The sequence below is a fragment of the Gemmobacter denitrificans genome (genome assembly GCF_036964905.1).
GTDB lineage: Bacteria > Pseudomonadota > Alphaproteobacteria > Rhodobacterales > Rhodobacteraceae > Gemmobacter > Gemmobacter denitrificans.
Genome location: NZ_JBALHR010000008.1, coordinates 109921 through 133586, shown reverse-complemented (window position 1 = coordinate 133586; position 23666 = coordinate 109921). Strand labels below are relative to the sequence as shown.

Genomic DNA, 23666 nt, shown 5'->3' with positions numbered 1-23666 from the left:
TCTGCGCTCCATCCCGGCGATCGTGCCGCAGGGGAACCTTGCGGAAAGGGGGCTGTGATGCGATCACTCGGTCCGGTTCTGGTGGTTCTGGCGGCGATCTGTGCGCTTTGGTATCTGGCGGCGATCTGGATGAATGCGGCCTGGGTCAACGATCAGGCCGCCCGCGAAGGGCGCGAGGTGTTTCTGGTCGATCTGGTGACCGAAACCCTGATGCAGGAACGTCCGGTTCTGCCTGCACCGCATCAGGTGGCCAAGGGGCTGTATGACGGGGTGTTCGGGCAGGCCGTCACATCAAAGCGCAGTCTGGTCTATCATGGCTGGGTGACCTTGTCGGCCACGCTTTTGGGCTTTGCCATCGGATCGGCGGCGGGCATCCTGCTGGCCGTGGGGATTGTCTACAACCGGGCGATGGATCTGAGCGTGATGCCCTGGGCCATCGCCAGCCAGACCATCCCCATTCTGGCGATTGCGCCGATGATCATCGTGGTGCTGAACAGTCTGGGGATCACAGGCATTGTGCCCAAGGCAATCATTTCGGCCTATCTGTCGTTCTTTCCGGTGGTGGTGGGCATGGTGAAGGGGCTGCGCAGCCCCGATGCGATGCAGCTGGATCAGATGCGCACCTGGAATGCGAGCGGCATGCAGACCCTTGGCAAGCTGCGGTTGCCCGCCTCGATGCCCTATCTGTTTGCCAGCCTGAAGGTGGGGGTGGCGGCGTCGCTGGTGGGGACCATCGTTGGTGAATTGCCGACAGGGGCGGTGGCGGGTCTGGGGTCGCGGCTGTTGTCGGGCAGCTATTACGGGCAGACCATCCAGATCTGGGCAGCGCTGTTTGCTGCGGCGCTGCTGGCGGCCAGCCTTGTGGCGCTGATTGGCGGGCTGGAGCGGGTGACCTTGAAACGCATGGGATTGGCGCGATGACGGCTCTGGTGATCCTGCTGGGTGTCTGGCTTGGGGCCTGGACGTTGAATTCCGGCCTGTCCGAAATGCGTGGCAGCCTGCCGCGCCGCCTTGTGCCGGTGATCTTCGGCCTGACGATCCTGACCCTATGGCAGATGGCGGTGCGGCTTTATGACATCAGCCCGGTGATCCTGCCCGCGCCCAGCGATATCGGTGCGCAGATTGCCAACAGCCTGCCCACGCTCTGGGCCGATTTCGTGCAGACCTTTGTGAAGGGCGCGCTGACCGGCTATCTGATGGGGTGCAGTGCGGCAATTGCCGTGGCCATCCTGATCGACCGGTCGCCCTTCTTGCAGCGCGGCCTGCTGCCGGTGGGCAATTTCGTGGCGGCGCTGCCCATTGTCGGCATCGCGCCGATCATGGTGATGTGGTTCGGCTTTGACTGGCAGTCCAAGGCGGCGGTCGTGGTCATCATGGTGTTCTTTCCGGTTCTGGTGAACATGGTGGCGGGGCTGAAGGCGACCGAGCCCATGCAGCGTGACCTGATGTCCACCTACAATGCCAGCTATTGGCAGACGCTGGCGAAACTGCGCCTGCCGGCGGCGTTGCCCTTCCTGTTCAACGGATTGAAGATTGCCACCACACTCGCCCTGATCGGTGCCATCGTCGCCGAATTTTTCGGCAGTCCCATCGTCGGCATGGGCTTTCGCATCACCGCCGAGATCGGGCGGCTTGGCTTGCCGATGATCTGGGCTGAAATAGCGGTGGCGGCATTGGCAGGTTCGGCCTTTTATGGGCTGGTGGCATTGATCGAAAAGCGGGCGACCTTCTGGCACCCGTCCCAACGGAACTGAACACCAAGGCACTGACAAACCGGGGCAAATCCGGACAACATGGAGGTACTGAGATGAAGACCCTGATGACGACGGCAATGGCGATGGCGCTGAGCGCGACGGCCGCCTGGGCCGAAGACGTGACCCTGCAGCTGAAATGGGTGACCCAGGCGCAGTTCGCAGGTTATTATGTGGCGCAGGCCAAGGGATTTTATGAAGAGGAAGGGCTGAATGTCACCATTCTGCCAGGCGGCCCGGATGTCGCGCCGACCCAGGTGATCGCGGGCGGTGGGGCGGATGTGGTCATCGACTGGATGCCCTCGGCGCTGGCGGCGCGGGAAAAGGGGCTGGAGTTGGTCAACATCGCCCAGCCCTTCAAATCCAGCGGCATGATGCTGACCTGTCTGAAGGAATCCGGGGTGGCCAGCCCTGCGGACTTCAAGGGCAAGACGCTGGGCGTCTGGTTTGGCGGCAACGAATACCCCTTCCTCAACTGGATGAACAAGCTGGGCCTGAAGACCGACGGCACCGATGTGACCGTGCTGAAGCAGGGCTTCAACGTCGATCCTCTGCTGCAAAAGCAGGCGGCCTGCGTGTCCACCATGACCTATAACGAATATTGGCAGGTGATCGATGCGGGCGTGAAGCCCGAGGATCTGGTGACCTTCAAATATGAGGATGAGGGCGTCGCCACGCTGGAAGACGGGCTCTATGTTATGCAGGACAAGCTGGCGGACCCGGCCTTTGAAGAAAAGATGGTCAAGTTCGTGCGCGCCAGCATGAAGGGCTGGAAATATGCCGAGGCCAATGCCGATGAAGCGGCGATGATCGTGCTGGAAAATGACGAAACCGGCGCCCAGACCGAAGCGCATCAGAAGCGCATGATGGGCGAGATTGCCAAGCTGACGGCAGGCAGTGACGGTGCGCTGGACCCGGCGGATTACGAACGCACGGTGGCGGCGCTGATGTCGGGCGGATCGGACCCGGTGATCACCAAGGCACCCGAAGGCGCATGGACGCATCAGATCACCGACAAGGCGCTGAAGTAACGCAGCCCAAATCTGCATGACGGGCGCGCCGGGTAACCGGCGCGCCTTTTTCATGGGCGGTTACAGCATTTGTAAACTTTGTAGCTTCCTGTAAAATCGGCACAAAAGCGGGATCACAGGGGGCAGCGATGCCATTGACGGCCTTGACCGGAAGCCGGCTGCGCGAAAGGCGGCGGTCGCTGGGGCGGCGGCAGGCCGATGTGGCGGCGGCGGCAGGCATTTCGGCCTCCTATCTCAATCTGATCGAACATAACCGGCGGCGGGTGGCGGGCGATGTGCTGATCCGGCTGGCTGCGGCGCTGGACATGGATGTCGGCGTGCTGGAGGCCGGGGCGGCCGCAGGTCTGGCCGACAGTCTGCGCAGTGCCGCAGCCGCAGACACCGGAGGCGACCGGGGGGCGACTGTCGCTGCGGAATTGGACCGGCTGGAAGATTTCATCGGGCGTTTTCCGGGCTGGGCCGGGGTCACTGCCGGTTTGCAGGCCCGGGTTGGCCAATTGGAACAGGCGGTGGCCGCGCTGAATGACCGGATTGCCCATGATCCGCATCTGGGGCTTGCGCTGCATGACATGCTGTCGGCGGTCAGTTCGGTGCGTTCCACCGCGGCCATTCTGGCGGAAACCGACGATCTGGAACCGGAATGGCGTCTGCGCTTTCATGGCAATCTGCAGGCCGACAGTGAACGGCTGGCCTTGGGGGCCGAGGCGCTGGTGGCCTATCTGGAAGGGACCGAGGCCGAGGCCACATCGGGCGTGGTTTCTCCGCAGGACGAGCTGGATGGCTGGCTGGATCGGCGCGGCTGGCATCTGGCAGAACTGGAGGCCGATCCCGACGCCGATCTGACCGGCGAGATCGCGGGCCTTGCCACGGCGGCAGGGCGCGATCTGGCGCGCGATTGGGTGGCGCAGGCCCGGGCGGACCGGCTGGCCCTGCCGCTGGTGGGGCTGGAGGCCGCGCTGGAAAGCTTTGGCCCCGATCCGGCGCGGATCGCGGCGCAAGCTGGGGCAGATGTTCTGGCCGTAATGCGACGGATCGCCACCCGCCCCGGCGCGACCGAAGGGCTGGTGATCTGCGATGCTGCCGGGGCGCTGACCTTCCGCAAACCGACCGAAGGGTTTCGCCCGCCCCGCTTTGGTGCGGCCTGTGCGCTTTGGCCGCTGTTTGGCGCGCTGGCGCGCCCCGGCCTGCCGGTCGAGGCGCGGTTGCGCTTTGCCGGGCGGGGCGGGCGGCCCTTTCTGGCCCGGGCCTGGGGGCAGCAGAGCCATCCCGGCGGCTTTGCCGGGGTGGAGGTGCGGCAGGCTGGCATGCTGCTGTTGCCTTTGGCCGGCCCGGCAAGGGCCGAAGACCTGCGGGCCGTGGGGGCCACTTGCCGGATCTGCCCGGAAACCGGCTGCCCGGCGCGGCGCGAAGCGTCGATCCTGTCCGAAAGCATCAGATGATCGGGGCATTGGGTTTTTGACATGCGGCACATTTCCGCCGATAGTCGGCTCGGTCACAGGGCCCGCCGGGAGGGGTTGTGCCGTGTGGCCGGGGGGAAACGGGGAAGGGGGGGGCAGCTTGGCACGCCATGCAATGCTCATCGAGGATGAACCCAACATCGCCGAGGCGATCCGCTTTCTGCTTGGGCGCGATGGCTGGCAGGTGACAACCCTGCCGGATGGGGTTCAGGCTGAAACGGCGGTCCGCTCTGCCCGGCCCGATCTGCTGATCCTGGATCTGATGTTGCCCGGCCGATCCGGGCTTGAGGTGCTGGAGGCGCTGCGGGCCGACCCCGAAACGGCGGCGCTGCCGGTGCTGATGCTGACGGCCAAGGGGCAGGGGCGCGACCGGCTGGCGGCGCAAGAGGCGGGGGCCGATCTGTTCATGGCCAAGCCGTTTTCCAATGCGGAATTCGTGGCGGCGGCGCGCGCGCTGGTCGGGGCATGACCAAGCGGCGCGGCCCGGTCTTTCTGGCCCGCCGCAGCTATCGGCTACGCCGGATGCGCGATGCCGCACGCCTTTTGCCGATTGCCGGGGCCTTTCTGTTCCTGCTGCCGATCCTGTGGGAACCCGACCGCAGCGCCAGCCGCGACACGGCGACTGATGGCATCTATCTGTTTGTGATCTGGGCCCTGCTGGTGCTGATCGCCGCACTTATGGCCCCCGGCCTTGGCACCGGCGAAGAGCCGGAATCGGGTGCGCATGGGGATGAAGAGGCCCCGCACTGATGCCCTTCAATCTGCTGGTCCTGTCCTGCATCACCTATGCAGCCTTCCTGTTCCTTGTGGCCTTTGCGGTGGAGCACCGCGCGGCACGGGGCGAGGCGCGCTGGCTGCGATCGCCGCTGATCTATACGCTGTCGCTCTCGGTCTATTGTACGGCATGGACGTTCTACGGCGCGGTGGGCTATGCGGCGCGGTCGGGGCTGGAATATCTGACGATCTATCTGGGCCCGACCCTGATCTTTGTCGGCTGGTGGTGGATGCTGCGCAAGCTGGTGCGGATCGGGCGGCAGCAGCGCGTCACATCCATCGCCGACATGATTTCCAGCCGCTATGGCAAATCCAATCTGCTGGGGGTGATGGTCACCTTGCTGTGCGTGATTGCCGCCACCCCCTATATCGCGCTGCAACTGCAATCGGTCACGCTCAGCTTCGGGGTCTTTGCGGCGGCCGGCAGTTATGGCTGGGCGATGCCCGATACCAATTCCACGGCGCTTTGGGTGGCGGGCGGGCTTGCGGTCTTCACCATCCTGTTCGGCACCCGCAATCTGGACGCCAATGAGCAGCATACCGGCATCGTGACGGCGATCGCGGTCGAGGCGGTGGTCAAGCTGGTGGCGCTGATCGCCGTCGGGGTTTTTGTGGTCTGGGTGCTGGCCGATGGGCCGGGCGACATCATTGCCCGCATCGGCACCTCGCAACTGGCAGATTGGGATCTGGTGCCCTCGCGCTGGGCGGGGCTGACCGTGCTGTCGGCGGCGGCGGTCATCACCCTGCCGCGGATGTTTCAGGTGCTGGTGGTCGAAAACAGCGATGAACGTCATCTTGCCACCGCAAGCTGGGCCTTTCCGCTCTATCTGATGGCGATGAGCCTGTTCGTCGTGCCCATCGCCGTGGTAGGGCTGCAGATGCTGCCCAATGGCGCCAACCCCGATCTCTTCGTATTGACGCTGCCGCTCAGCCAGGGGCAGGGCGGGCTGGCCATGCTGGCCTTTCTGGGTGGGTTTTCTTCGGCCACCTCCATGGTCATCGTGGCCTCCATCGCGCTGGCGACCATGGTGTCGAACCATATCGTCATGCCGCTCTGGCTGCGCCTGCGCCCTTCGCGCGAGGTGACGGGGGATGTGCGGCGGCTGGTGCTGATGTCGCGGCGCATGTCGATTGCGGGGGTGCTGGGGCTTGGCTATCTGTATTTCGCCGTGTCGGGCGGATCGGCGGCGCTGGCGGCCATCGGGCTGATTTCCTTTGCGGGCGTGGCCCAGATGTTGCCCGCCATGCTGGGGGGGATTTTCTGGCGGGGTGCCACCCGTGTGGGGGCGGCACTGGGCCTGGGCACCGGCTTTGCGGTCTGGGCCTATACGTTGTTCCTGCCCAGTTTCGGCCCCGGATCGGTTCTGCCGCTGGAGGTGTTTCAGAACGGTGCCTTCGGCCTGAGCTGGCTGCGCCCGCATGCGCTGTTCGGGGTCGAGGGGATGGACCCGCTGATCCATGCGCTGTTCTGGTCCATCGCCTTCAACACCACGGCCTTTGCCCTTGGATCGCTGCTGAGCTTTCCGACACCGGTGGAACGCGTGCAGGGTCTGGCCTTTGTCGATGTGTTTGATACCGAACGCGAAGAGCCGCGCCCCTGGGTGCAGGGCGAGGCCGAGCCCGAAGAATTGCTGAACATGGCGCAGCGTATCTTGGGCGATGACGAGGCGCTGAGCTTTTTTGAAGGCCAGGCGCGGGCGCAGGGCAAGGATGGTTATCTGCCCGACCCGGCGCCGGAATTCCTGACGGCGCTGGAGCGGCGGCTGGCCGGTTCGGTCGGGGCGGCGGCGGCCCATGCGATGATCGCCGAACTGGCGGGTCATGCCCGGGTGACTGTGGCCGATCTCATGCGGGTGGCCGATGAAACTGCGCAGATCATGGAATATTCTGCGCGGCTGGAAAGCCAGCGCGAGGAACTGACCCGCACCGCCCGGCAATTGCGCGAGGCGAATGAAAAGCTGACCCAGCTTTCGGTGCAGAAAGATGCCTTTCTCAGTCAGATCAGCCATGAATTGCGCACGCCGATGACCTCGATCCGGGCTTTTTCGGAAATCCTGATGGAGGGCGACCTGCCGCCCGACATGGTGGTCTCGCAAGCTCGGATCATCAATGACGAGGCCATCCGGCTGACCCGGCTGCTCAATGACCTGCTGGATCTGAGTGTGCTGGAAAACGGATCGGTCCAGCTGGATATCAAGCTGGCCAATCTGTCGGAACTGATCGATTTGGCATTGCGGGTGGCCGGTCAGACCCGGCCCGAACGGGTGTTTACCGTCGTGCGCGACCGCCCGACCGAGGCGCTGTTCCTGCGCACCGATCCCGACCGGCTGGCGCAGGTCTTCATCAACCTGATTTCCAACAGCCGCAAATATTGCGATGCGGCAACCCCGGAACTGCGCATCGTGGTGCGGCAGCGCGGGGCGCGGGTGAATGTCGATTTTATCGACAATGGCAGCGGTATCCCGAAGGACAAACAGGCGCTGATCTTCGAGAAATTCGCCCGCCTGACCGATCAGTCCCGTGCAGGGGGGGCCGGGCTAGGCCTCGCAATCTGCCGCGAGATCATGGCCAATCTGGGCGGCACCATCACCTATCTGCCCGGGCAGGGCGGTGCGGGTTTCCGGGTGACGCTTCCGCTGCGGCTGGAAAAATCCAGCGAGGGCGGCACGGCGTAACCTTTTGGCAAGACTTGGATGTCACCAAGGGAGTGGGGACAGGAAGGTCTTCGGAACGGTGCAGGATTCGGGACGTTGGATCAGGGTGTGATCAGACGTAAGCTTGCCGGGGCGCAAGCCGCGCGGATGCCCGAGGGCGGGGCCGAACGCGGCTGGCCGCTGGCGCTGGCCCGTGCGGCGCGGGACCGGCTGACACTGGTGGTGGAGGCCGGACCGGTAAAGGCCTATCGCTATTCCCTTGCCGAATTGCTGGAACAACCGCCCGAACGATCGATGATCGTACTGCTCGAAGGCCCGCGTGCGGCCCTGGGCGTGCTGATCCTGTCGCCCGAAGTGCTGACCAGCCTGATCGAGGCGCAGACGTTGGGCCGGGTGACCGATCAACCGGTTCCTGCCCGAAAACCCACCCGCACCGACGCGGCCATGGTGGCGGATTGGATTGATCTGGTGATGTCTTACCTTGAGGACACGCTGTTGACCGAGGAAGACCTGACCTGGACCGATGGCTTCCGCTACACCTCGTTTCTGGATGAAGCGCGGCCTCTGGGCCTCATGCTGGAAGATGCCCCGTTCAAGGTGCTGGATTGCATGCTGAAACTGGGTGACATGCGCGATGGTCGGATGATTCTGGCCCTGCCTGCCGATGGGCATGGCCGCCGCCCGCAACGCGCAACCGCCCTCTTGTCCTCCGAGGTCGATCAGGAACAGCGCTTTGCCGCAAACATGCGCGAACAGGTGATGACCGCCGAAACCGAAATGCAGGCGGTCCTGCAAAAACTCTCGCTGCCACTGGCAGACGTGCTGGCGCTGCAACCCGGCGACATGCTGGCCCTGCCGCTGGCCGCGCTGGACAAGATCACGCTGACCGGGATCGGCGGGGCGGAATGCGGGCGGGCCAAGCTTGGCCAGAGCCGGGGTATGCGGGCGCTGCGCATTCTTGATGCGGAAGCGGCCCCTTCTGCTGCCGCATCCGCAACTCTTCCCGCTCTTGGCGGGTTTGACCCCGGCGACGCCTATGCTGGCGACGGCCTGAATTTCCAGATGGAAATGCCCACAGCAGACGATTTTCTGCGCACCGGCACCGAAGGCTGACAGGCCCCCGATGTGCAGGCCTTTGGCCAGGGCCTAGCCGCGTTCCAGCGCCGGGCGCAGCCATTCCAGCGCATAGCCGAATTGCGCCGGCACGCCGATCAACTCGTCTGCCGGTTTTTCGCCCGCCTGCGCCAAGGCCCAGACGACAGAGGACCGGTTTCCGCTGGCGCAATAGGCCAGAACCGGACCGGGCGTGGTCTGCATGGCCAGACGCTGCGTTGCCACATTCTCTTCGGTGATCGCGCCGCTCACCACCGGATTGACCACATAGACCAGCCCGACAGCCTCAACCGCGGCCCGCATCGCTTCGGTCTGCAGATGGCCGGGAATTTCGGCATCGGGTCGGTTGTTGATCACGGCGGCATAGCCCGCCGCCTTGATCGCCGGCAGATCGCCCGGGTCGATTTGCGGCGATACGGCATAGGTCGGGGTCAGGGCACGAATGTCCATGGGCATCAGGCAGTTCCTCAGGATATGGGCCTGCGCGATTCGAACAGGCGGCGCAGGGCAGGTGCCACGACCATACCGGAGATCATCGCGAGGAAAAACAGCGCACCGCCCCAACCCCCGATGGCAAAGGATGCCAGCGCGGGGCCCGGGCATAGCCCTGCCAGCCCCCAGCCCGCGCCGAACATCAGCGACCCGGCGATGAAGGGCCGGTCGAAGACCGGGGCACTGCGCGCCGGGATCGGATCGCCCAGAACCGACCGGCCACGCCGTTCGGCAATGCGCCAGACGAAGAACATCGGCAGGACCGCGCCCCCCATCACGAAGGCCAGTGTCGGATCCCATTCCCCGAAGAAATCCAGCCAGCCCTGCACCTTGGTCGTGTCGATCATGCCCGAAACCAGCAGGCCGCTGCCAAAGACTGCCCCGGCCAGAAAGCCCGCAATCTCGTGCGGGGTTGCCACAGTGCGAAGCCAGCGCATCAGATCACCCCCAGAACATGCCGGAACAGCCAGACCGTCACCGCCCCGCCCAGCAGATAGAGCAAGGTGGACAGGATGCCGCGCGGGGCCAGCCGCGACATGCCGCAGACCCCATGCCCCGAGGTGCAGCCATTGGCCAGGCGCGTGCCAACCCCCACCAGCAGGCCAGCGGCGATGATGACCAGCGGATTGCCGGTGATATGGGTTTCAACCCGGTCATACAGCGGCACCAGAAGCGGCGGCACCGCCATGGCCCCAAACAGGAAGGCCAGCCGTTCGACCATGCTGTCGCGGCCCGAAGCATCAACCAGCCCGCCCAGAATGCCCGAGGCCCCCAGGATGCGCCCGTTCATCAGCAGGTAGAAGCCGGCGGCCCCCCCTATCATGAGACCACCGATCAGGCCCCAGATCCAGTCTTGCGGTATCATTGTGTTTCCCTGTGTCAGATGCCGTTGACCGGCACTTTCAGATAGCTGACGCCATTGTCTTCGGGTTCGGGCATCTGGCCTGCGCGCATGTTCACCTGTAGCGACGGGATGATCAGCCGCGGCATGGCAAGCGTCGCGTCGCGCTTCTGGCGCATGGCCACGAACTCATCGCGCGGGCGGCCCGCACCCACATGGATGTTCAGCGCCTTTTGTGCGCCGACGGTGGTTTCCCAGGCATATTCGTCGCGTCCCGGCGCCTTGTAGTCATGGCCCACAAAGATGCGGGTCTCATCGGGCAGGGACAGGATTTTCTGAACGGAGTCATACAGAACCTCGGCCGATCCGCCCGGAAAATCGCAGCGCGCCGTGCCGAAATCGGGCATGAACAGCGTGTCACCCACAAAGGCGGCATCGCCGATCACATAGGTCAGGCAGGCCGGGGTATGGCCGGGGGTATGCAGCACCTCGGCCCGCAACTGGCCGATCATCAGGCTGTCGCCCTGCCGGAACAGCCGGTCGAATTGTGATCCATCGCGCTGAAACCGGGTGCCTTCGTTGAAGATCTTGCCAAAGGTTTCCTGCACCTGGGTGATGCGTTCGCCAATGCCGATCTGGCCACCAAGCGCCTCCTGGATATAGGGCGCGGCTGACAGGTGGTCGGCATGGACATGGGTTTCCAACACCCATTCCAGCCGCAACCCATGGTCGCGGATGAAGGCGATCACCGCATCGGCCGATCGGGTATCGGTCCGCCCTGACGCATAATCGAAATCCAGAACCGAATCGATCACCGCGCAGGCGCTGCCTTCCGGCTCTTGCACCAGATAGGTGATGGTATTGGTCGCCTCGTCAAAGAAGGCATGCACCTTGGGGGATGGGCCGGGCATCGGGGCTCCTTGGATCGTGGATCAGCACTTGGCCGGATCGGACAAGATATTGCGAGATTTGAATGTATATTTGGCGCGAGGCTTGACCTGCGTCAAGGTGATCCGGGCGGCCCTGCGTCATTCTGCCTTCACAAGGACAGGAGGATCGATCATGGCCCAGATTTCCGACCGCAAGGCTCAGCTTGAAGCAAGGTTGGCCCAGCTGGATATCCGGTTGCATGGCATCGAGGCCGAGCTGGAAAGCCACCATGCCCAGGATTGGGAAGAACTGGCTGTCGAACGCGAAGGCGACGAGGTGCTGGAAGGCATGGGCGTGTCGGGGCAGCAGGAAATGCGAATGATCCGTGCTGCATTGGACCGGATCGCATCGGGGGAATACGGGTTCTGCGCGAAATGCGGGGCCGAGATCGCGCCGGAACGGCTGGATGCGGTGCCCTATACGCCGTTCTGCCGCAGTTGCGCCGTGTGAAGGGGGAGGAGCGATGACCATGACCGAGATCGAAAAGACCAATCCGGGCTTGTTCGGCCTGTTTGCCGAAATGCAGGCGCTGATGGGGCTAATGCCTGTGATGCCGCTGAAGGCCCCGTCTGGTGCCCTGCCGGACGCCCCGGAAGGGCGTGCCGATCAGGTTGCGATCAGCGAGGAAGACGCGGTCGAGGCCGGATTCGACAATATGCCGGTCTAAGCAGCTGGTTTGCGTCGCATTTTTCTGAATGACAATCGCATGACGGTTGCGTGGAGGCGCAATCCGCCGTTAGCTGGTCTGCAAGACAAGTGACGGGGGACGGCATGCAAGGGCAGGGGCCGGTGCGGGGTGAGCGGCAGGGCAATGTCGCGGTTCTGGTGATTGACGCGCCGCCCGTCAACGCCTTGGGCGCGGCGCTGCGTCAGGCGCTGTGGCAGGCCGTGACTGAGGCCGAGGCGGATCAGACCTGCGCCGCCATCGTGATCCGCGCCGAAGGGCGTACCTTTCCCGCCGGTGCCGATATTTCCGAATTCGGCCAGCCGCCCAAGGCCCCTGTGCTGCCCGATCTGTGCGACCGGATCGAAGCCTGCGCCAAGCCTGTCGTGGCGGCGCTGCATGGCACGGCTTTGGGGGGCGGGCTGGAACTGGCACTGGCGGCGCATGGTCGGGTGGCGCTGGCGCAGGCACGGCTGGGCTTGCCCGAGGTCACGCTGGGCCTGTGCCCCGGCGCCGGGGGCACACAACGTCTGCCCCGGCTGATCGGGGCTGAACAGGCGTTGCGGCTGATGCTGGAGGGCAAGCCGATCTCGGCGGCCGAGGCGCTGGCGCTTGGCCTGCTGGACCGCGTGGTGGAAGAGGGGCTGGAGGGGGCCGCGCTGGAGCTGGCCCATGCCCTTGCAGGCAAGCCGCCGGTGCCCACCCGCAATCGCAGCGATGGGCTGCGCGATGGCCTGATCTATCAGCGCGCCGTTGCACAGGCCCGGGCCAGAATTGCCGATCAACGCCTGCCCGCCCCGGCCCGGATCGTGGACTGTGTCGAGGCTGCACAGCTTTTGCCGATGGATCAGGGCTTGGCCTTTGAACGGGCGGCCTTTCTTGATCTGGTTGAAACGCCCGAGGCGGCGGGGCTGCGCCATGCCTTCTTTGCCGGACGCGCCGCCGCGCGCCTGCCGGGGGGCGATGCCGCCGCACCGCCGGTGGAACATCTGGGTGTGATGGGGGCAGTGGCGGCCGATCTGGTCTTGCCTGCGCTGCAGGCCGGGCTGACGGTGGCGCTGGTCGATCCGTCGCGCCCGGCACTGGTTCAGGCGCTGGAAAAGATCGCGGCGTTGCAGGAACAGGCGGTGGTTGCCGGCCGCCTGACCGTGGCGCAGCGCGATGCCGATTGGGCGCGGCTGACCCCGGCCATCGGGGCCGCCATCTTTGCCGAATGTCAGGCCGTTCTGGTGGCCGAAGCAGCCCATCTGGCCGAGGTGGTCGAGGCCACGCCCGCAGGCACGTTGCTGGCGCAGATCGGGCGCGGGGCTGCAGATCCGGGCGCGCGGGCGGCGGATTGGGTCGGGTTCCGGCCCAGCGGCGCCCGTCTGGTCGAACTGGTGGCCGCGCCTGATACCGCGCCTGCCCAATTTCGCGCGGCACAAACGCTGGCGCGGCGGCTTGGGTTCCAGACCCTGCGCAGCGCGGCCCCGGGGGGCATTGCCGCCCGGGTGGGGCAGGCAGGGCGGGCGGCCGTCGGCTGGATGCTGGCGCAGGGGGAACTGCCGGGTGAGCTGGCGGGCAGTCTTGGGGCTTTCGGGCTGCCGGGGCTGATGCCCGCAGGCCAGGTGCAGGACGCGGGCACAGTGTCACCGCGCACGGCTGCCCGTATCCTGCAGCGCGTCCTGGCGGCCATGGCCAATGAAGGTGCCCGCCTCCTGGGTACGGGTCTGGCCATGCGGCCATCGGATATCGATTTCGCGATGGTGGCCGGGCAGGGTTTTCCCCGCCACGAAGGCGGGCCGATGCATTGGGCGGACCGGCGCGGGGTGTTGATCCTGCGCCGGGATCTGACCGATTGGGCCGAAGAGGCACCAGAAATCTGGGCGCCCGCGCCGCTGCTGCAGGAGCTTGCGGCAAAGGGCGCGCGTTTTGCCGATCTGAACCGCTGATCAGCCCCCGATGCGATCCAGCCAGTCGCCGTAGCCTTCGGCTTCCATCCGGTCGCGGGGAATGAAGCGCAGGCTGGCGGAATTGATGCAATAGCGCAGACCGCCCATATCGCGTGGGCCATCGGGGAAGACATGGCCCAGATGGCTGTCGCCGTGGGTGGAACGCACTTCGGTGCGACGCATGCCATGGCTGGTATCGTTCAGTTCCACGACATGATCATCCGTGATCGGGCGGGCAAAGGCAGGCCAGCCGCAACCGCTGTCGAACTTGTCATCCGAAGAAAACAGCGGTTCACCCGAAACCACATCGACATAGATGCCGGGTTCGAAATGCTTGTCATAGACCCCGGTGAAGGGCCGTTCGGTGCCGTTTTCCTGCGTGACGCGATATTCCTCGGGCGTTAGGCGGGCGAGGGCTTCGGCTGTTTTGGCATAGGTTCTGGTCATGCTGTCTTGTCCCTGTGACGGCCCTTCGGTCGGGCCTGCTGTCCGGGCAAAGATGGGGCAGAGCCGGGGCCGCGCCAAGGGGCTTCACGCAGGCCTTATCTGGGCATCACGGCAAGACCACGAAAAACCGCGCCCGGGAGGGGGCGCGGCATGTTCGGATCAGAACGGGATTTCATCATCCATGTCGCTGCGGCCACCGCTGCCGAAGCCACCGCCGCCGCCGCCCGACCGACCGCCACCGCCCTGGCCGCCGCCATAGCTGCCGCGCCCGCCGCCATAGCTGCCACCGCCGCCCGATCCGCCTTCGTAATCGCCGCCGCCATAGCCGCCCTGATCGTCAGGGCCAGCCGCACCGCCTCCACCTTCGCCGCGGCCATCCAGCAGGGTCAGTTCACCGCGATAGGGGCGCAGCACGACTTCGGTCGTATAGCGATCCTGGCCCGATTGATCCTGCCATTTGCGGGTTTCCAGCGCGCCTTCGATATAAACCTTGCTGCCCTTGCGCAGATATTGTTCGGCAATCTTGGCCAAGGGTTCGCTGAAGATCGCCACCGAATGCCATTCGGTGCGTTCCTTGCGTTCGCCGGAATTGCGGTCGCGCCAGGTTTCCGACGTGGCGATGCGCAGGTTCACCACCTTGCCCCCGTTCTGGAAGCTGCGCACCTCGGGGTCGCGGCCCAGGTTCCCCACAATGATGACCTTGTTGACCGAACCTGCCATGCGCGACTCCCTTTGATCCTTGCTTGCAGGCACGGCTGGCCCGCAGGGTAAAACTTTGCTTACCCCCGTATAGCGATCCGGCGGGCAGGCTTCAACGCCCGCAAATCCCGCCTGCAACTTCGGTTGCAGATGCCATTCCTGCCACCTGATGCCGATGGCCTTGCCCCCGAAATGCCCGCAGATCGCTGACAGCCCGCCATGACGGCGCGGCTTTCCTGCCAGATGATCCCGAAAGGACGCCACATGAAATCGCTTCCCCTCTTCGCTGCCGCATTCCTTGCACTGGCCGCCCCGGCCTTCGCTTCGGGTGACGAGGTCGATGCCGCGACCCGCGACAAGGCAACAGCCGCCATGACCGCCCAGGGCTATGACGTGCGCAAGGTTGAAATGGACGATGGCCTGATCGAGGTTTACGCCGTCAAGGACGGCAAGACCTATGAGCTCTATCTCGATGCCGACATGAAGATCGTCAAGTCGAGCAACGAATGACCCCTGCACAGGGGCTGTTTGCCGGCTCGCGCGGTTGCGCGGGCCGGTGGTGATTTCGCTTCATCCCTGCCGGAGATTTTGCATGACCGAAAAGGCCTATGTCTGGGACGTGTTCGTGCGTCTGTTTCACTGGGCGCTGGTGCTGGCCTTCGCGGCCAATGCCCTGCTGACCGACCCTGAACATGATCTGCATCACTGGATCGGATATGTGGTGCTGGGTCTTGTGGGGGCCCGCGTCCTTTGGGGCGTGATCGGCAGCAGACATGCGCGGTTCAGCGATTTTCCGCCAAACCTGACCGCCGCGCTTGATCAGGCGGCCGAGATGGCGGCCTGGCGTCGCCACCCCCATCGCGGGCATTCCCCATTGGGGGCGCTGATGATCTACAATCTGTTGCTGACGCTGACCATCGTGGGCCTGAGCGGATACATGCAGACCACGCTGATGTTCTTTGGCCGCGACTGGGTGGCCGAGCTGCATGAAATCGCCGTGACCTGGGCCGAGATTTCCGCCATCGCCCATATCGCTGCTGTGGCCCTGGAAAGCCGCCGGTTGCAGATCAACCTTCCCGCTTCGATGGTGACAGGGTACAAGCAGCTTCCGAAGGACTGACAGAACCCGGACCCAGTGCCCATGTCTTCGCCTTATTCCCGCCAGATCGGCCTTGTTGCGTTGATCCTGTTTCAGATCATGTGCGTTGCGTTCTTCATCGGTGATGTGATCGAAGATGTCCGGATCGAAGGCTGGAGCAGCATTGGCGACGCCCATATCATGCCGGAACTGGGGGCGACTGCCGGTCTGGTGCTGGGGGTTGCGTTTGAAATCCGCTATCTGCTGCGTCTGTTGCGGCGGCAATCGCAACTTGAACGGCAGATGAGTGTCGCTGCGGGCGCCCTGCATGAGGTGATGGAGACCTATTTCCGCGACTGGAAGCTGACCCCATCCGAACAGGACATCGCGGCCTTCACGATCAAGGGATATTCCATCGCGGAAATCGCGGGGTTTCGCGGTTCGGCCGAGGCGACCATCAAGACCCATCTGAATGCGATCTATCGCAAGGCCGGGGTCACGGGGCGGGGGCAGTTGACCTCTTTGCTGATCGAAGATCTGCTGCGCGCGCCTTTGGTCGGGGCTGGTGAAAGTGGCGAAACTCCGCTGAAACCGGCCTCGTCCGGCTGACAGGCGCACTGCCGTCAAAGGCGAATCCGCTGGCAGGAGTATCGAAAATTTGTATAGTCCGGCCCAACAGAACAGGTGCCGAGGTTTGTGCATGCGTCGGAATTGGTTTTCGCTGACCCTTGTTGCGGTGCTGGCCATGCCCATGCCCGCAGGTGCGGAAGGTCTGAAACTGTCCGGTTCGACCAAGTCACGCGGATCGTTGTTCAAGTCGCAGGCGGCGCTTCTGGATGGGCGGCTGGCCAAGCAATATTCCGGGTCCGTCCGGCTGAAGCCCAAGGTGCCGGGGCTGGAAGAGGCAAGCGCCGGGTCAACGGCGGTGCCGAAGTTCCGTGGCAGCTACAAGGGTGAATATCTGGAGGTGGCGAAGGCTGCTGCGCGCAAGCATGGCGTGCCGGAAGACCTGTTCCTGCGGCTGGTGCAGCAGGAAAGCGGCTGGAACCCCGGCGCGGTGTCGCCCAAAGGGGCAACCGGTCTGGCGCAACTGATGCCGGGCACTGCCCGATTGCTGCGGGTGGATATCAACGATCCGCATCAGAACCTGGAAGGCGGGGCCAAGTATCTGTCGATGATGTATGCCAAGTTCGGCAACTGGCGTCATGCGCTTGCGGCCTATAATGCCGGCCCGCAGGCGGTGGAAAAGCATGGCGGCATCCCGCCCTATGCCGAAACCAAGAATTACGTGAAGGTCATTCTGGGTGGGTGAGGGGCGACGGGCCGCAGGCCCGGCAAGACAGTCCTGCGGACTGTCTTGAGCCGCGAACGCCCGAGCATGCCTGCGAGGGCCGGAGGGGCGATCGCCGCGTGCGGCTTGGTTCGTTGCAAAATCTGAAACTTGCCCGCTGGTCCGGGCCGGGAAAGCCCCCTCGGCCGGGCCGAGGGGGAAGAAGATCAGACCAATGCGCCGTTGGCGTCAATCCGGGTCTTGCCGCCCAGATAGGGGTGCAGGGCGGCGGGCAGATCGACCGAGCCGTCGGCCTGCTGGCCGTTTTCCAGCACCGCAATCAGGCAGCGCCCCACGGCAAGGCCCGAACCGTTCAGAGTATGCACGAATTCGGGCTTGCCCTCGGCGCGGCGGAAGCGCGCATTCATCCGGCGGGCCTGGAAATCGCCGCAAACCGAGACCGAGCTGATCTCGCGATAGGTGTTCTGCCCCGGCAGCCAGACCTCAAGATCATGGGTCTTGGTCGCGCCAAAGCCCATATCGCCGGTGCAAAGCACCATGGTCCGGTAGGGCAGCTCCAGCTTTTCCAAAACCGCCTCGGCGCAGCGCGTCATGCGCTCATGCTCGGCCAGGCTGTCTTCGGGCCGGGTGATCGACACCATCTCGACCTTTTCGAACTGGTGCTGGCGCAGCATGCCAGTGGTGTCCTTGCCCGCCGAACCCGCCTCGGAGCGGAAGCATTGGGTATGGGCAGTCATGCGAATGGGCAGCGCCGCCTCGTCCAGAATATCGCCCGCGACGGTGTTGGTCAGCGTCACCTCCGAAGTCGGCACCAGCCACCAGCCATTGGTGGTCTGATAGCTGTCTTCTGCGAATTTCGGCAGCTGGTTGGTGCCATACATCGCATCTTCCTTGACCAGAACCGGGGTCCAGGTCTCGGTCAGGCCATGTTCGTTCACATGGGTGTCCAGCATGAGCTGCGCCAGCGCGCGATGCACGCGGATCACCGCGCCGCGCAGCACCACAAAGCGCGAGCCCGACAGTTTGGCGGCGGTGGCAAAATCCATGCCGGGCTTCACGCCCGCAATGTCGAAATGCTCTTTCGGCGCGAAATCGAAGGCGCGCGGCGTGCCCCAGCGACGGATTTCCACATTGCCCGCCTCATCGGCGCCTTCCGGCACCTCCGGCAGCGGGCTGTTGGGGATGCGCATCAGCATGTCGCGCAGCTCGGCATCCTTTTCGCCGGCCTGCGCGGTCATCGCGGCGACCTCGGCCTTCTTCTCGGCCACCAGCGCGCGCAGCCGCTCAAATTCGGCATCATCGCCCCGCGCCTTGGCCGCGCCCACCTCTTTGGAGGCGGCGTTCTGTGCGGCCTGCGCGGTTTCGGCGGCCAGGATCGCGGCGCGGCGCGCCTCATCCAGCGCCAGCACATCCGACGACAGCGGCGACAGGCCCCGGCGTGCCAGAGCGGCATCGAAAGCGGCAGGGTTTTCGCGGATGGCGCGGATATCGTGCATGGTCTCACCTATGGATTGCAGGTGGCTTGCCTTAGCAGGAAAGCAGGGCGGGCGGGAAGGGGGAAGGCGGTGTGCAGCCAATCATCGCCCGGCTCTTGGGTTCGGCCCGCATCACACCTATGTGCAAACGGGCCGCCCCGCTCTGCACCCCGGCCCGGCTTGCCTTGTGGCAGGGGGGCGGATAGGGTGCGCCATCAAATTCAGGGCTGCGGCGGCGCAACCGCAAGCGGCTTGACCACAAGAGAGGACAGACCATGTTCGCAACCCCCGCCTTTGCCCAGGCCGCTGGCGGCGCCGGCGCCGCAGGTGCCTTCGCCCAGTTCGTGCCGCTGATCCTGATTTTCGGGATCATGTATTTCCTGCTCATCCGCCCGCAGCAGAAGAAGATGAAGGAACACCGCGCCATGGTGGACCAACTGCGCCGGGGTGATCAGGTGCTGACCCAGGGCGGCATCATCGGCAAGGTGACCAAGGTGCATGAAGACGGCATCCTGGAAATCGAGATTGCGCAGGGTGTCGTGGTGAAATCGCCGCGCCAGACCATCCAGACCGTGATGAACAAGACCGAACCGGCCGCTGCGTAAGCAGGGCCCGACCTGACCGGACCGTGACATGACCGATACCCCGCTGTGGAAACGCGTGCTGATCTGGGGGCTTGTCGCCCTTGGCATCACCTTCGCCCTGCCGAATGCCTATTACCAAAGGGTGGAGACGCATAATGACGCGGTTGCCGCGATCACCGCGGCGGGGGGCGTGGCCACGCCCGAACAGGCCGCCGACCGTGCGCTCTGGCCCGACTGGATGCCAAGCGCGCTGGTGCCGCTGGGGCTTGATCTGCGGGGCGGGGCGCATCTGCTGGCCGAGGTGAAGGTGGCCGATGTCTATGCCGCCCGCATCGATGCCCTGTGGCCCGATGTGCGCGATGCGCTGCGCGATGTGCGCGATCAGGTCGGCAATGTGCGCAGGCAGCCTTCGGTTGATGGCGTGCTGCGCGTGGCGATCAGCAATCCCGATGGCATGGCGGTCGCGTTGGAAAAGGTGCGTGCGCTGGCCACGCCGGTCGTCAGCCTGACCGGCATGGGCCAGAACGACATCGAGGTCACGGCCGATGGCTCTGACATCGTGGTGCAACTGTCCGAGGCCGAACGCATCGCCACCGATGAACGTACCATCCAGCAAAGCCTTGAAATCATTCGCCGCCGCGTGGATGAGGTCGGCACCCGCGAACCCACGATCCAGCGACAGGGCAGCGACCGCATCCTGATCCAGGTGCCCGGCATCGGATCGGCTGCGGAACTGAAATCGCTGATCGGCACCACGGCAAAGCTGACCTTCCATCCGGTCGTGCGGTCCACGCAGGATGCCGGGGCCGATGCGGGCCCGCGCAATATCCTGCTGCCGTCGATGGATGAAGAAGGGGTCTATTACATTCTGGAACAGACCCCGGTGGTCACGGGCGAAGAGCTGACCAATGCCCAGCCCGCCTTTGATCAGAATGGTCGCCCGGCGGTGGAATTCCAGTTCGATGCCACCGGCGCGCGCCGGTTTGGTGATTACACCGCGAACAATATCGGCAAGCCCTTTGCCATCGTGCTGGACGAAGAGGTGATTTCGGCCCCGGTGATCCAGAGCCATATCCCGGGCGGGCGTGGCATCATCACCGGCCAGTTCAGCGTCGAGGAAAGCACCGAACTGGCCGTTCTGCTGCGCGCCGGTGCGCTGCCTGCCGAGATGACCTTCCTTGAAGAGCGCACGGTCGGGCCGGAACTGGGTGCGGATTCGATCCGCGCGGGCCAGATGGCGGCCATTGTCGCCGGCGTTCTGGTGGCGGTGTATATGGTGGCCTCTTACGGCATTTTCGGCGTGTTCTCGGTGATCGCGCTGTCGATCAACATTGCGCTGATGTTCGCCATCCAGTCGGCCATCGGGGCGACGCTGACGCTGCCGGGCATTGCGGGCATCGTGCTGACCATGGGTATGGCGGTGGATGCCAATGTGCTGATCTATGAACGCATGCGCGAGGAATTGCGGGCAGGCCGGTCACCGCTGGCCGCGATCCATGAAGGCTATGACAAGGCGCTGTCGGCCATCATCGACAGCAACGTGACGGGCATGCTGACCGCACTTATCATGTTCTTCGTGGGCACCGGGCCGGTGCGCGGCTTTGCCGTCACCACCAGCATCGGCATCATCACCTCGATGTTCACGGCGGTCTATGTGTCGCGGGCGATCATCGCCATCTACATGGGCATGGCCAAGCCCAAATCCATCACAGTGTAAGGGGCCGCGATCATGGCATTTCGTCTGAAACTGGTTCCCACCCAAACCAATATCGACTTCTTCAAATGGCAGCGGGTCACCTTCGGGGCTTCGGTTCTGGCGGTGGTTCTGTCGATCCTTGCGGTTGCTGTGCTGGGATTGAACTTCGGGGTGGATTTCAAGGGCGGCACCACGATCCGCACCGAAAGCACCCAGAACCTTGATATTTCGATCTATCGTGGCGCGCTGGAGGAACTGGGTCTGGGCGAAGTCTCGATCACCGAGGTTTTTGATCCGACCTTCCGCGCCGATCAGCATGTCAAGATGCTGCGGGTCGCACCGCAGGAAGGCTATGAGGCGGTGACGCCCGAAGTGATCGCCGAAATCGAGGCGACCATTCTGCAGGTCGATCCGGCTGCCACCTTCCCTTCGGTCGAATCTGTCGGGCCGAAAGTGTCGAACGAACTGATCACCAAGGCCCTGCTGGCGGTGGTCGCGGCATCGGCCGGGATCTGGATTTATGTCTGGCTGCGGTTCGAATGGCAGTTTGCCGTCGGGTTGGTGGCGGCACTGGTGCATGACGTGGTCATTACCGTGGGCCTGTTTGCGGTTTTCCAGTGGAAGTTCGATCTGACCATCGTGGCCGCGCTGCTGACCATTCTGGGCTATTCGGTGAACGACACCGTGGTGATCTTTGACCGGCTGCGCGAAAACCTGCAGAAATTCAAGCAGATGCCGTTGCGCGATCTGATGAACCTGACCACCAACGAAACGCTGAGCCGGACAGTGATGACCATGACCACCACGGCACTTGCGCTGCTGGCGCTGGTGATCTTTGGCGGCGATGTGATCCGCGGCTTTGTGGGCGCCATGCTGTTCGGGGTGTTCATCGGGGCCTATTCGACGCTTTATGTCGCCAAGAACATCGTGCTGATGCTGGGGCTGGACCGGACAGAAAAGACCAAGAAGGAACGCAAACCCGGCGACCACGAATTCGCCAATATCGACGCCTGATCGCCATGCGCCTGACCGAGATCACCTATGACAGTGCCCAGCCCGTGGAAAGCTATGGGCCGGGCTATTTCCGCATAGGTGGTCAGGTGCTGCATGGACCGACGATCATCACGCCCTGGGATGCCGGCCCCTGGGGCGGGTTGGAGGATCACGCGGCGCTGCTCGCGCTGGCCGACCGGATTGATGTGATCTTTCTGGGCATGGGGGCCGAGATTGCCCATCCGCCCCGCGCGTTGCGCGAGGCGCTGGAACAGGCGGGCATGGGGGTCGAAGTCTGCGCTTCGCCCGCCGCCTGCCGGACTTATAACGTGCTGCTCAGCGAAGGGCGGCGCGTGGCGCTGGCGCTGCTGCCGGTCTGATGCGCGGGCCACGCCATCTTGCCGCAGCCGCCTGCTTTGGCTTTGCGCGGGGCAGGCGGATCGGCTAGTCAGGGCGCAGGGAGCAGGGCGCATGGAATTTCAGGTAACCGATCTGGCCGTGGCGCGCGGTGGGCTGACCGTGCTGCAGGGTCTGACCTTTGCGCTTGCCCCAGGGCAGGCCCTGATCCTGCGCGGGCCCAACGGCATCGGCAAGACCACCTTGCTGCGCAGTCTGGCAGGCTTGCAACCCGCCGTGGCCGGTGTGATTTCGCTGTCCCCCGACGCCATCGCCTATGCCGCCCATGCCGACGGGTTGAAGGCCACGCTGAGCGTGACCGAAAATCTGGCGTTCTGGGCGGCGGTCTTTGGCACCGATCGCGTGGATCAGGCGCTGGATGCGATGAACCTGCGCGCCTTGGCCGACCGGCCTGCGGCCAATCTGTCTGCCGGGCAGAAGCGGCGGTTGGGGCTGGCGCGGCTGATCGTGTCGGGCCGCCCGCTGTGGATGCTGGATGAACCCACGGTCAGCCTGGATGCCGCCTCGGTTTCCCTGTTCGCCGCCGTGGTGCGCACCCATCTGGCGGCAGGCGGCATGGCGCTGATCGCCACCCATATCGACCTTGGCCTGCCCGAGGCGCGGGTGCTGGAGCTTGGCCCCTTCAAGGCCGAAGGCCAGTTGTCGGGCACTGCAGCGGGCTTTGACGAGGCCTTTGCATGATTGCGCTCTTGCTCCGTGACCTCCGGCTGTCGGTGCGGTCTGGCGGGGGCTTTGGGCTGGGGCTGGCCTTTTTTCTGCTGGTAGCGGTGCTGGTGCCGCTGGGCGTCGGGCCGCAAAGCGCCACGCTGGCGGTGATTGCGCCGGGCATCCTATGGGTGGGGGCGCTGCTGGCCTGTCTGCTAAGCTTGGACCGCATTTTCGCGCTGGATTTCGAAGATGGCTCGCTCGATCTGCTGGCCACGGCCCCCATTCCGCTGGAAGGCGTGGTGGCGGTGAAATCGCTGGCGCATTGGCTGGTGACCGGCCTGCCGTTGACGCTGGCCGCCCCGGTGCTGGCGGTGCTGCTCAATCTGCCTGCTGCGGGCTATGGCTGGCTGGTACTGTCGCTGCTGCTGGGCACGCCTGCGCTCTCGGTCATCGGCACCTTTGGCGCGGCGCTGGTGGTGGGGATCAAGCGCGGCGGCCTGTTGCTCAGCCTGCTGGTTCTGCCACTGTATGTGCCGACCCTGATCTTCGGGGCCGAAGTGGTCAAGCGCGGCGCGATCGGTATGGCGGTCGAAGTGCCGCTGCTGTTGCTGGCCGGGATCACTCTGGGGGCGGCGGCGCTTTTGCCCTTTGCCTCGGCGCTGGTTCTGCGCATCAATCTGCGGTGATCCGATCTTGGTCG

At 64.6% G+C, this 23666-nt stretch carries 28 protein-coding genes; 21 read left to right on the top strand and 7 right to left on the bottom strand.

What is annotated here, in order from left to right; genetic code table 11:
* Positions 1 to 57: 57 nt before the first annotated feature.
* The 8 genes from V6590_RS13835 (at position 58) to V6590_RS13800 (ending at position 8780) form a co-directional block, all read left to right on the top strand.
* Positions 58 to 921, top strand: a complete 864-nt coding sequence (locus V6590_RS13835) for an ABC transporter permease (protein WP_335424068.1) — start codon at positions 58 to 60, stop codon at positions 919 to 921.
* Positions 918 to 1754, top strand: coding sequence for an ABC transporter permease (locus V6590_RS13830; RefSeq protein WP_335424066.1), 837 nt, complete (start codon positions 918 to 920; stop codon positions 1752 to 1754). Before V6590_RS13835 ends, V6590_RS13830 begins: the two co-directional genes overlap by 4 nt.
* A 53-nt stretch (positions 1755 to 1807) precedes the next feature.
* The gene (locus tag V6590_RS13825; protein WP_335424065.1) at positions 1808 to 2782 is read left to right on the top strand and encodes an ABC transporter substrate-binding protein; all 975 of its coding nucleotides are present in this window, start codon (positions 1808 to 1810) and stop codon (positions 2780 to 2782) included.
* Positions 2783 to 2910: 128 nt separating this feature from the next.
* The gene (locus tag V6590_RS13820) at positions 2911 to 4221 is read left to right on the top strand and encodes a helix-turn-helix domain-containing protein (protein ID WP_335424063.1); all 1311 of its coding nucleotides are present in this window, start codon (positions 2911 to 2913) and stop codon (positions 4219 to 4221) included.
* Between the two features lie 118 nt (positions 4222 to 4339).
* Positions 4340 to 4708, top strand: coding sequence for a response regulator transcription factor (locus V6590_RS13815; RefSeq protein ID WP_335424061.1), 369 nt, complete (start codon positions 4340 to 4342; stop codon positions 4706 to 4708).
* On the top strand, positions 4705 to 4989 hold the full coding sequence (locus V6590_RS13810; protein WP_335424060.1) for a hypothetical protein: 285 nt from the start codon (positions 4705 to 4707) through the stop codon (positions 4987 to 4989). Before V6590_RS13815 ends, V6590_RS13810 begins: the two co-directional genes overlap by 4 nt.
* Positions 4989 to 7688 (top strand): ATP-binding protein, encoded by a 2700-nt coding sequence (locus V6590_RS13805; RefSeq protein WP_335424058.1) that lies wholly within the window; start codon positions 4989 to 4991, stop codon positions 7686 to 7688. Before V6590_RS13810 ends, V6590_RS13805 begins: the two co-directional genes overlap by 1 nt.
* A gap of 87 nt (positions 7689 to 7775) precedes the next feature.
* Positions 7776 to 8780, top strand: coding sequence for a FliM/FliN family flagellar motor switch protein (locus V6590_RS13800; RefSeq protein ID WP_335424057.1), 1005 nt, complete (start codon positions 7776 to 7778; stop codon positions 8778 to 8780).
* A gap of 33 nt (positions 8781 to 8813) precedes the next feature.
* Here the strand turns inward: V6590_RS13800 and V6590_RS13795 are convergent, their stop codons facing one another.
* The 4 genes from V6590_RS13795 to V6590_RS13780 are packed head-to-tail and all read right to left on the bottom strand — an operon-like array spanning position 8814 to position 11024.
* Positions 8814 to 9230: a protein tyrosine phosphatase family protein gene (locus V6590_RS13795; protein WP_335424140.1), complete on the bottom strand. Its 417-nt coding sequence runs from the start codon at positions 9228 to 9230 to the stop codon at positions 8814 to 8816.
* Positions 9231 to 9247: 17 nt separating this feature from the next.
* Positions 9248 to 9709, bottom strand: a complete 462-nt coding sequence (locus V6590_RS13790) for a DUF6691 family protein (protein ID WP_335424055.1) — start codon at positions 9707 to 9709, stop codon at positions 9248 to 9250.
* Positions 9709 to 10134, bottom strand: coding sequence for a YeeE/YedE family protein (locus V6590_RS13785; RefSeq protein ID WP_335424138.1), 426 nt, complete (start codon positions 10132 to 10134; stop codon positions 9709 to 9711). The genes V6590_RS13790 and V6590_RS13785 overlap by 1 nt, the downstream gene beginning before the upstream one ends.
* A 17-nt stretch (positions 10135 to 10151) precedes the next feature.
* Positions 10152 to 11024 (bottom strand): MBL fold metallo-hydrolase, encoded by an 873-nt coding sequence (locus V6590_RS13780; protein WP_335424053.1) that lies wholly within the window; start codon positions 11022 to 11024, stop codon positions 10152 to 10154.
* Between the two features lie 151 nt (positions 11025 to 11175).
* Here V6590_RS13780 and V6590_RS13775 point away from each other — a divergent pair, with 151 nt between their 5' ends.
* The 3 genes from V6590_RS13775 to V6590_RS13765 all read left to right on the top strand — a co-directional run bounded on the left by V6590_RS13775 (position 11176) and on the right by V6590_RS13765 (position 13638).
* A complete protein-coding gene (locus V6590_RS13775) occupies positions 11176 to 11493 on the top strand; it encodes a TraR/DksA family transcriptional regulator (protein ID WP_335424050.1) in 318 nt (105 codons plus the stop codon).
* Between the two features lie 13 nt (positions 11494 to 11506).
* The gene (locus V6590_RS13770) at positions 11507 to 11710 is read left to right on the top strand and encodes a hypothetical protein (protein ID WP_335424048.1); all 204 of its coding nucleotides are present in this window, start codon (positions 11507 to 11509) and stop codon (positions 11708 to 11710) included.
* A gap of 104 nt (positions 11711 to 11814) precedes the next feature.
* Entirely contained in the window at positions 11815 to 13638 is a 1824-nt protein-coding gene (locus tag V6590_RS13765; RefSeq protein ID WP_335424046.1) for an enoyl-CoA hydratase-related protein, read from the top strand.
* On the opposite strand, the gene msrB is transcribed toward V6590_RS13765, so the two are convergent.
* On the bottom strand, positions 13639 to 14085 hold the full coding sequence (gene msrB / locus V6590_RS13760) for a peptide-methionine (R)-S-oxide reductase MsrB (RefSeq protein ID WP_335424044.1): 447 nt from the start codon (positions 14083 to 14085) through the stop codon (positions 13639 to 13641).
* A gap of 159 nt (positions 14086 to 14244) precedes the next feature.
* Positions 14245 to 14805, bottom strand: a complete 561-nt coding sequence (gene ssb, locus V6590_RS13755) for a single-stranded DNA-binding protein (RefSeq protein ID WP_335424042.1) — start codon at positions 14803 to 14805, stop codon at positions 14245 to 14247.
* A 243-nt stretch (positions 14806 to 15048) separates the two neighbouring features.
* On the opposite strand from ssb, the gene V6590_RS13750 reads away from it, so the two are divergent.
* The 4 genes from V6590_RS13750 (at position 15049) to V6590_RS13735 (ending at position 17174) form a co-directional block, all read left to right on the top strand.
* A complete protein-coding gene (locus tag V6590_RS13750) occupies positions 15049 to 15294 on the top strand; it encodes a PepSY domain-containing protein (RefSeq protein ID WP_335424040.1) in 246 nt (81 codons plus the stop codon).
* A gap of 82 nt (positions 15295 to 15376) precedes the next feature.
* Complete coding sequence (locus tag V6590_RS13745) at positions 15377 to 15904, top strand: cytochrome b/b6 domain-containing protein (protein ID WP_335424039.1); 528 nt, start codon at positions 15377 to 15379, stop codon at positions 15902 to 15904.
* Positions 15905 to 15925: 21 nt separating this feature from the next.
* On the top strand, positions 15926 to 16471 hold the full coding sequence (locus V6590_RS13740; protein ID WP_335424037.1) for a helix-turn-helix transcriptional regulator: 546 nt from the start codon (positions 15926 to 15928) through the stop codon (positions 16469 to 16471).
* Between the two features lie 91 nt (positions 16472 to 16562).
* A complete protein-coding gene (locus tag V6590_RS13735; protein ID WP_434063262.1) occupies positions 16563 to 17174 on the top strand; it encodes a lytic transglycosylase domain-containing protein in 612 nt (203 codons plus the stop codon).
* Positions 17175 to 17359: 185 nt separating this feature from the next.
* Here V6590_RS13735 and serS read toward each other — a convergent pair whose 3' ends face one another.
* Entirely contained in the window at positions 17360 to 18649 is a 1290-nt protein-coding gene (serS, locus tag V6590_RS13730; RefSeq protein ID WP_335424034.1) for a serine--tRNA ligase, read from the bottom strand.
* A 254-nt stretch (positions 18650 to 18903) separates the two neighbouring features.
* Between serS and yajC the strand changes: the two genes are divergently transcribed.
* The 6 genes from yajC to ccmB all read left to right on the top strand — a co-directional run bounded on the left by yajC (position 18904) and on the right by ccmB (position 23652).
* Entirely contained in the window at positions 18904 to 19233 is a 330-nt protein-coding gene (gene yajC / locus V6590_RS13725) for a preprotein translocase subunit YajC (RefSeq protein ID WP_335424033.1), read from the top strand.
* A 28-nt stretch (positions 19234 to 19261) separates the two neighbouring features.
* Positions 19262 to 20929, top strand: coding sequence for a protein translocase subunit SecD (gene secD, locus V6590_RS13720; protein ID WP_335424031.1), 1668 nt, complete (start codon positions 19262 to 19264; stop codon positions 20927 to 20929).
* A 12-nt stretch (positions 20930 to 20941) separates the two neighbouring features.
* Entirely contained in the window at positions 20942 to 21922 is a 981-nt protein-coding gene (secF, locus tag V6590_RS13715; RefSeq protein ID WP_335424029.1) for a protein translocase subunit SecF, read from the top strand.
* A gap of 5 nt (positions 21923 to 21927) precedes the next feature.
* Complete coding sequence (locus V6590_RS13710; RefSeq protein WP_335424027.1) at positions 21928 to 22281, top strand: Mth938-like domain-containing protein; 354 nt, start codon at positions 21928 to 21930, stop codon at positions 22279 to 22281.
* A 91-nt stretch (positions 22282 to 22372) separates the two neighbouring features.
* Positions 22373 to 22999, top strand: a complete 627-nt coding sequence (gene ccmA / locus V6590_RS13705; RefSeq protein WP_335424024.1) for a heme ABC exporter ATP-binding protein CcmA — start codon at positions 22373 to 22375, stop codon at positions 22997 to 22999.
* The gene (ccmB, locus tag V6590_RS13700) at positions 22996 to 23652 is read left to right on the top strand and encodes a heme exporter protein CcmB (protein ID WP_335424022.1); all 657 of its coding nucleotides are present in this window, start codon (positions 22996 to 22998) and stop codon (positions 23650 to 23652) included. The genes ccmA and ccmB overlap by 4 nt, the downstream gene beginning before the upstream one ends.
* Positions 23653 to 23666 lie beyond the last annotated feature (14 nt).

Coding starts and splice junctions, on each gene's coding strand:
- V6590_RS13835 (WP_335424068.1), top strand. CDS start 58: ATGCGATCACTCGGTCCGGTTCTGGTGGTTCTGGCGGCGATCTGTGCG.
- V6590_RS13830 (WP_335424066.1), top strand. CDS start 918: ATGACGGCTCTGGTGATCCTGCTGGGTGTCTGGCTTGGGGCCTGGACG.
- V6590_RS13825 (WP_335424065.1), top strand. CDS start 1,808: ATGAAGACCCTGATGACGACGGCAATGGCGATGGCGCTGAGCGCGACG.
- V6590_RS13820 (WP_335424063.1), top strand. CDS start 2,911: ATGCCATTGACGGCCTTGACCGGAAGCCGGCTGCGCGAAAGGCGGCGG.
- V6590_RS13810 (WP_335424060.1), top strand. CDS start 4,705: ATGACCAAGCGGCGCGGCCCGGTCTTTCTGGCCCGCCGCAGCTATCGG.
- V6590_RS13805 (WP_335424058.1), top strand. CDS start 4,989: ATGCCCTTCAATCTGCTGGTCCTGTCCTGCATCACCTATGCAGCCTTC.
- V6590_RS13795 (WP_335424140.1), bottom strand. CDS start 9,230: ATGGACATTCGTGCCCTGACCCCGACCTATGCCGTATCGCCGCAAATC.
- V6590_RS13790 (WP_335424055.1), bottom strand. CDS start 9,709: ATGCGCTGGCTTCGCACTGTGGCAACCCCGCACGAGATTGCGGGCTTT.
- V6590_RS13780 (WP_335424053.1), bottom strand. CDS start 11,024: ATGCCCGGCCCATCCCCCAAGGTGCATGCCTTCTTTGACGAGGCGACC.
- V6590_RS13775 (WP_335424050.1), top strand. CDS start 11,176: ATGGCCCAGATTTCCGACCGCAAGGCTCAGCTTGAAGCAAGGTTGGCC.
- V6590_RS13770 (WP_335424048.1), top strand. CDS start 11,507: ATGACCATGACCGAGATCGAAAAGACCAATCCGGGCTTGTTCGGCCTG.
- V6590_RS13765 (WP_335424046.1), top strand. CDS start 11,815: ATGCAAGGGCAGGGGCCGGTGCGGGGTGAGCGGCAGGGCAATGTCGCG.
- msrB (WP_335424044.1), bottom strand. CDS start 14,085: ATGACCAGAACCTATGCCAAAACAGCCGAAGCCCTCGCCCGCCTAACG.
- ssb (WP_335424042.1), bottom strand. CDS start 14,805: ATGGCAGGTTCGGTCAACAAGGTCATCATTGTGGGGAACCTGGGCCGC.
- V6590_RS13750 (WP_335424040.1), top strand. CDS start 15,049: ATGAAATCGCTTCCCCTCTTCGCTGCCGCATTCCTTGCACTGGCCGCC.
- V6590_RS13745 (WP_335424039.1), top strand. CDS start 15,377: ATGACCGAAAAGGCCTATGTCTGGGACGTGTTCGTGCGTCTGTTTCAC.
- V6590_RS13740 (WP_335424037.1), top strand. CDS start 15,926: ATGTCTTCGCCTTATTCCCGCCAGATCGGCCTTGTTGCGTTGATCCTG.
- V6590_RS13735 (WP_434063262.1), top strand. CDS start 16,563: ATGCGTCGGAATTGGTTTTCGCTGACCCTTGTTGCGGTGCTGGCCATG.
- serS (WP_335424034.1), bottom strand. CDS start 18,649: ATGCACGATATCCGCGCCATCCGCGAAAACCCTGCCGCTTTCGATGCC.
- yajC (WP_335424033.1), top strand. CDS start 18,904: ATGTTCGCAACCCCCGCCTTTGCCCAGGCCGCTGGCGGCGCCGGCGCC.
- secD (WP_335424031.1), top strand. CDS start 19,262: ATGACCGATACCCCGCTGTGGAAACGCGTGCTGATCTGGGGGCTTGTC.
- secF (WP_335424029.1), top strand. CDS start 20,942: ATGGCATTTCGTCTGAAACTGGTTCCCACCCAAACCAATATCGACTTC.
- V6590_RS13710 (WP_335424027.1), top strand. CDS start 21,928: ATGCGCCTGACCGAGATCACCTATGACAGTGCCCAGCCCGTGGAAAGC.
- ccmA (WP_335424024.1), top strand. CDS start 22,373: ATGGAATTTCAGGTAACCGATCTGGCCGTGGCGCGCGGTGGGCTGACC.
- ccmB (WP_335424022.1), top strand. CDS start 22,996: ATGATTGCGCTCTTGCTCCGTGACCTCCGGCTGTCGGTGCGGTCTGGC.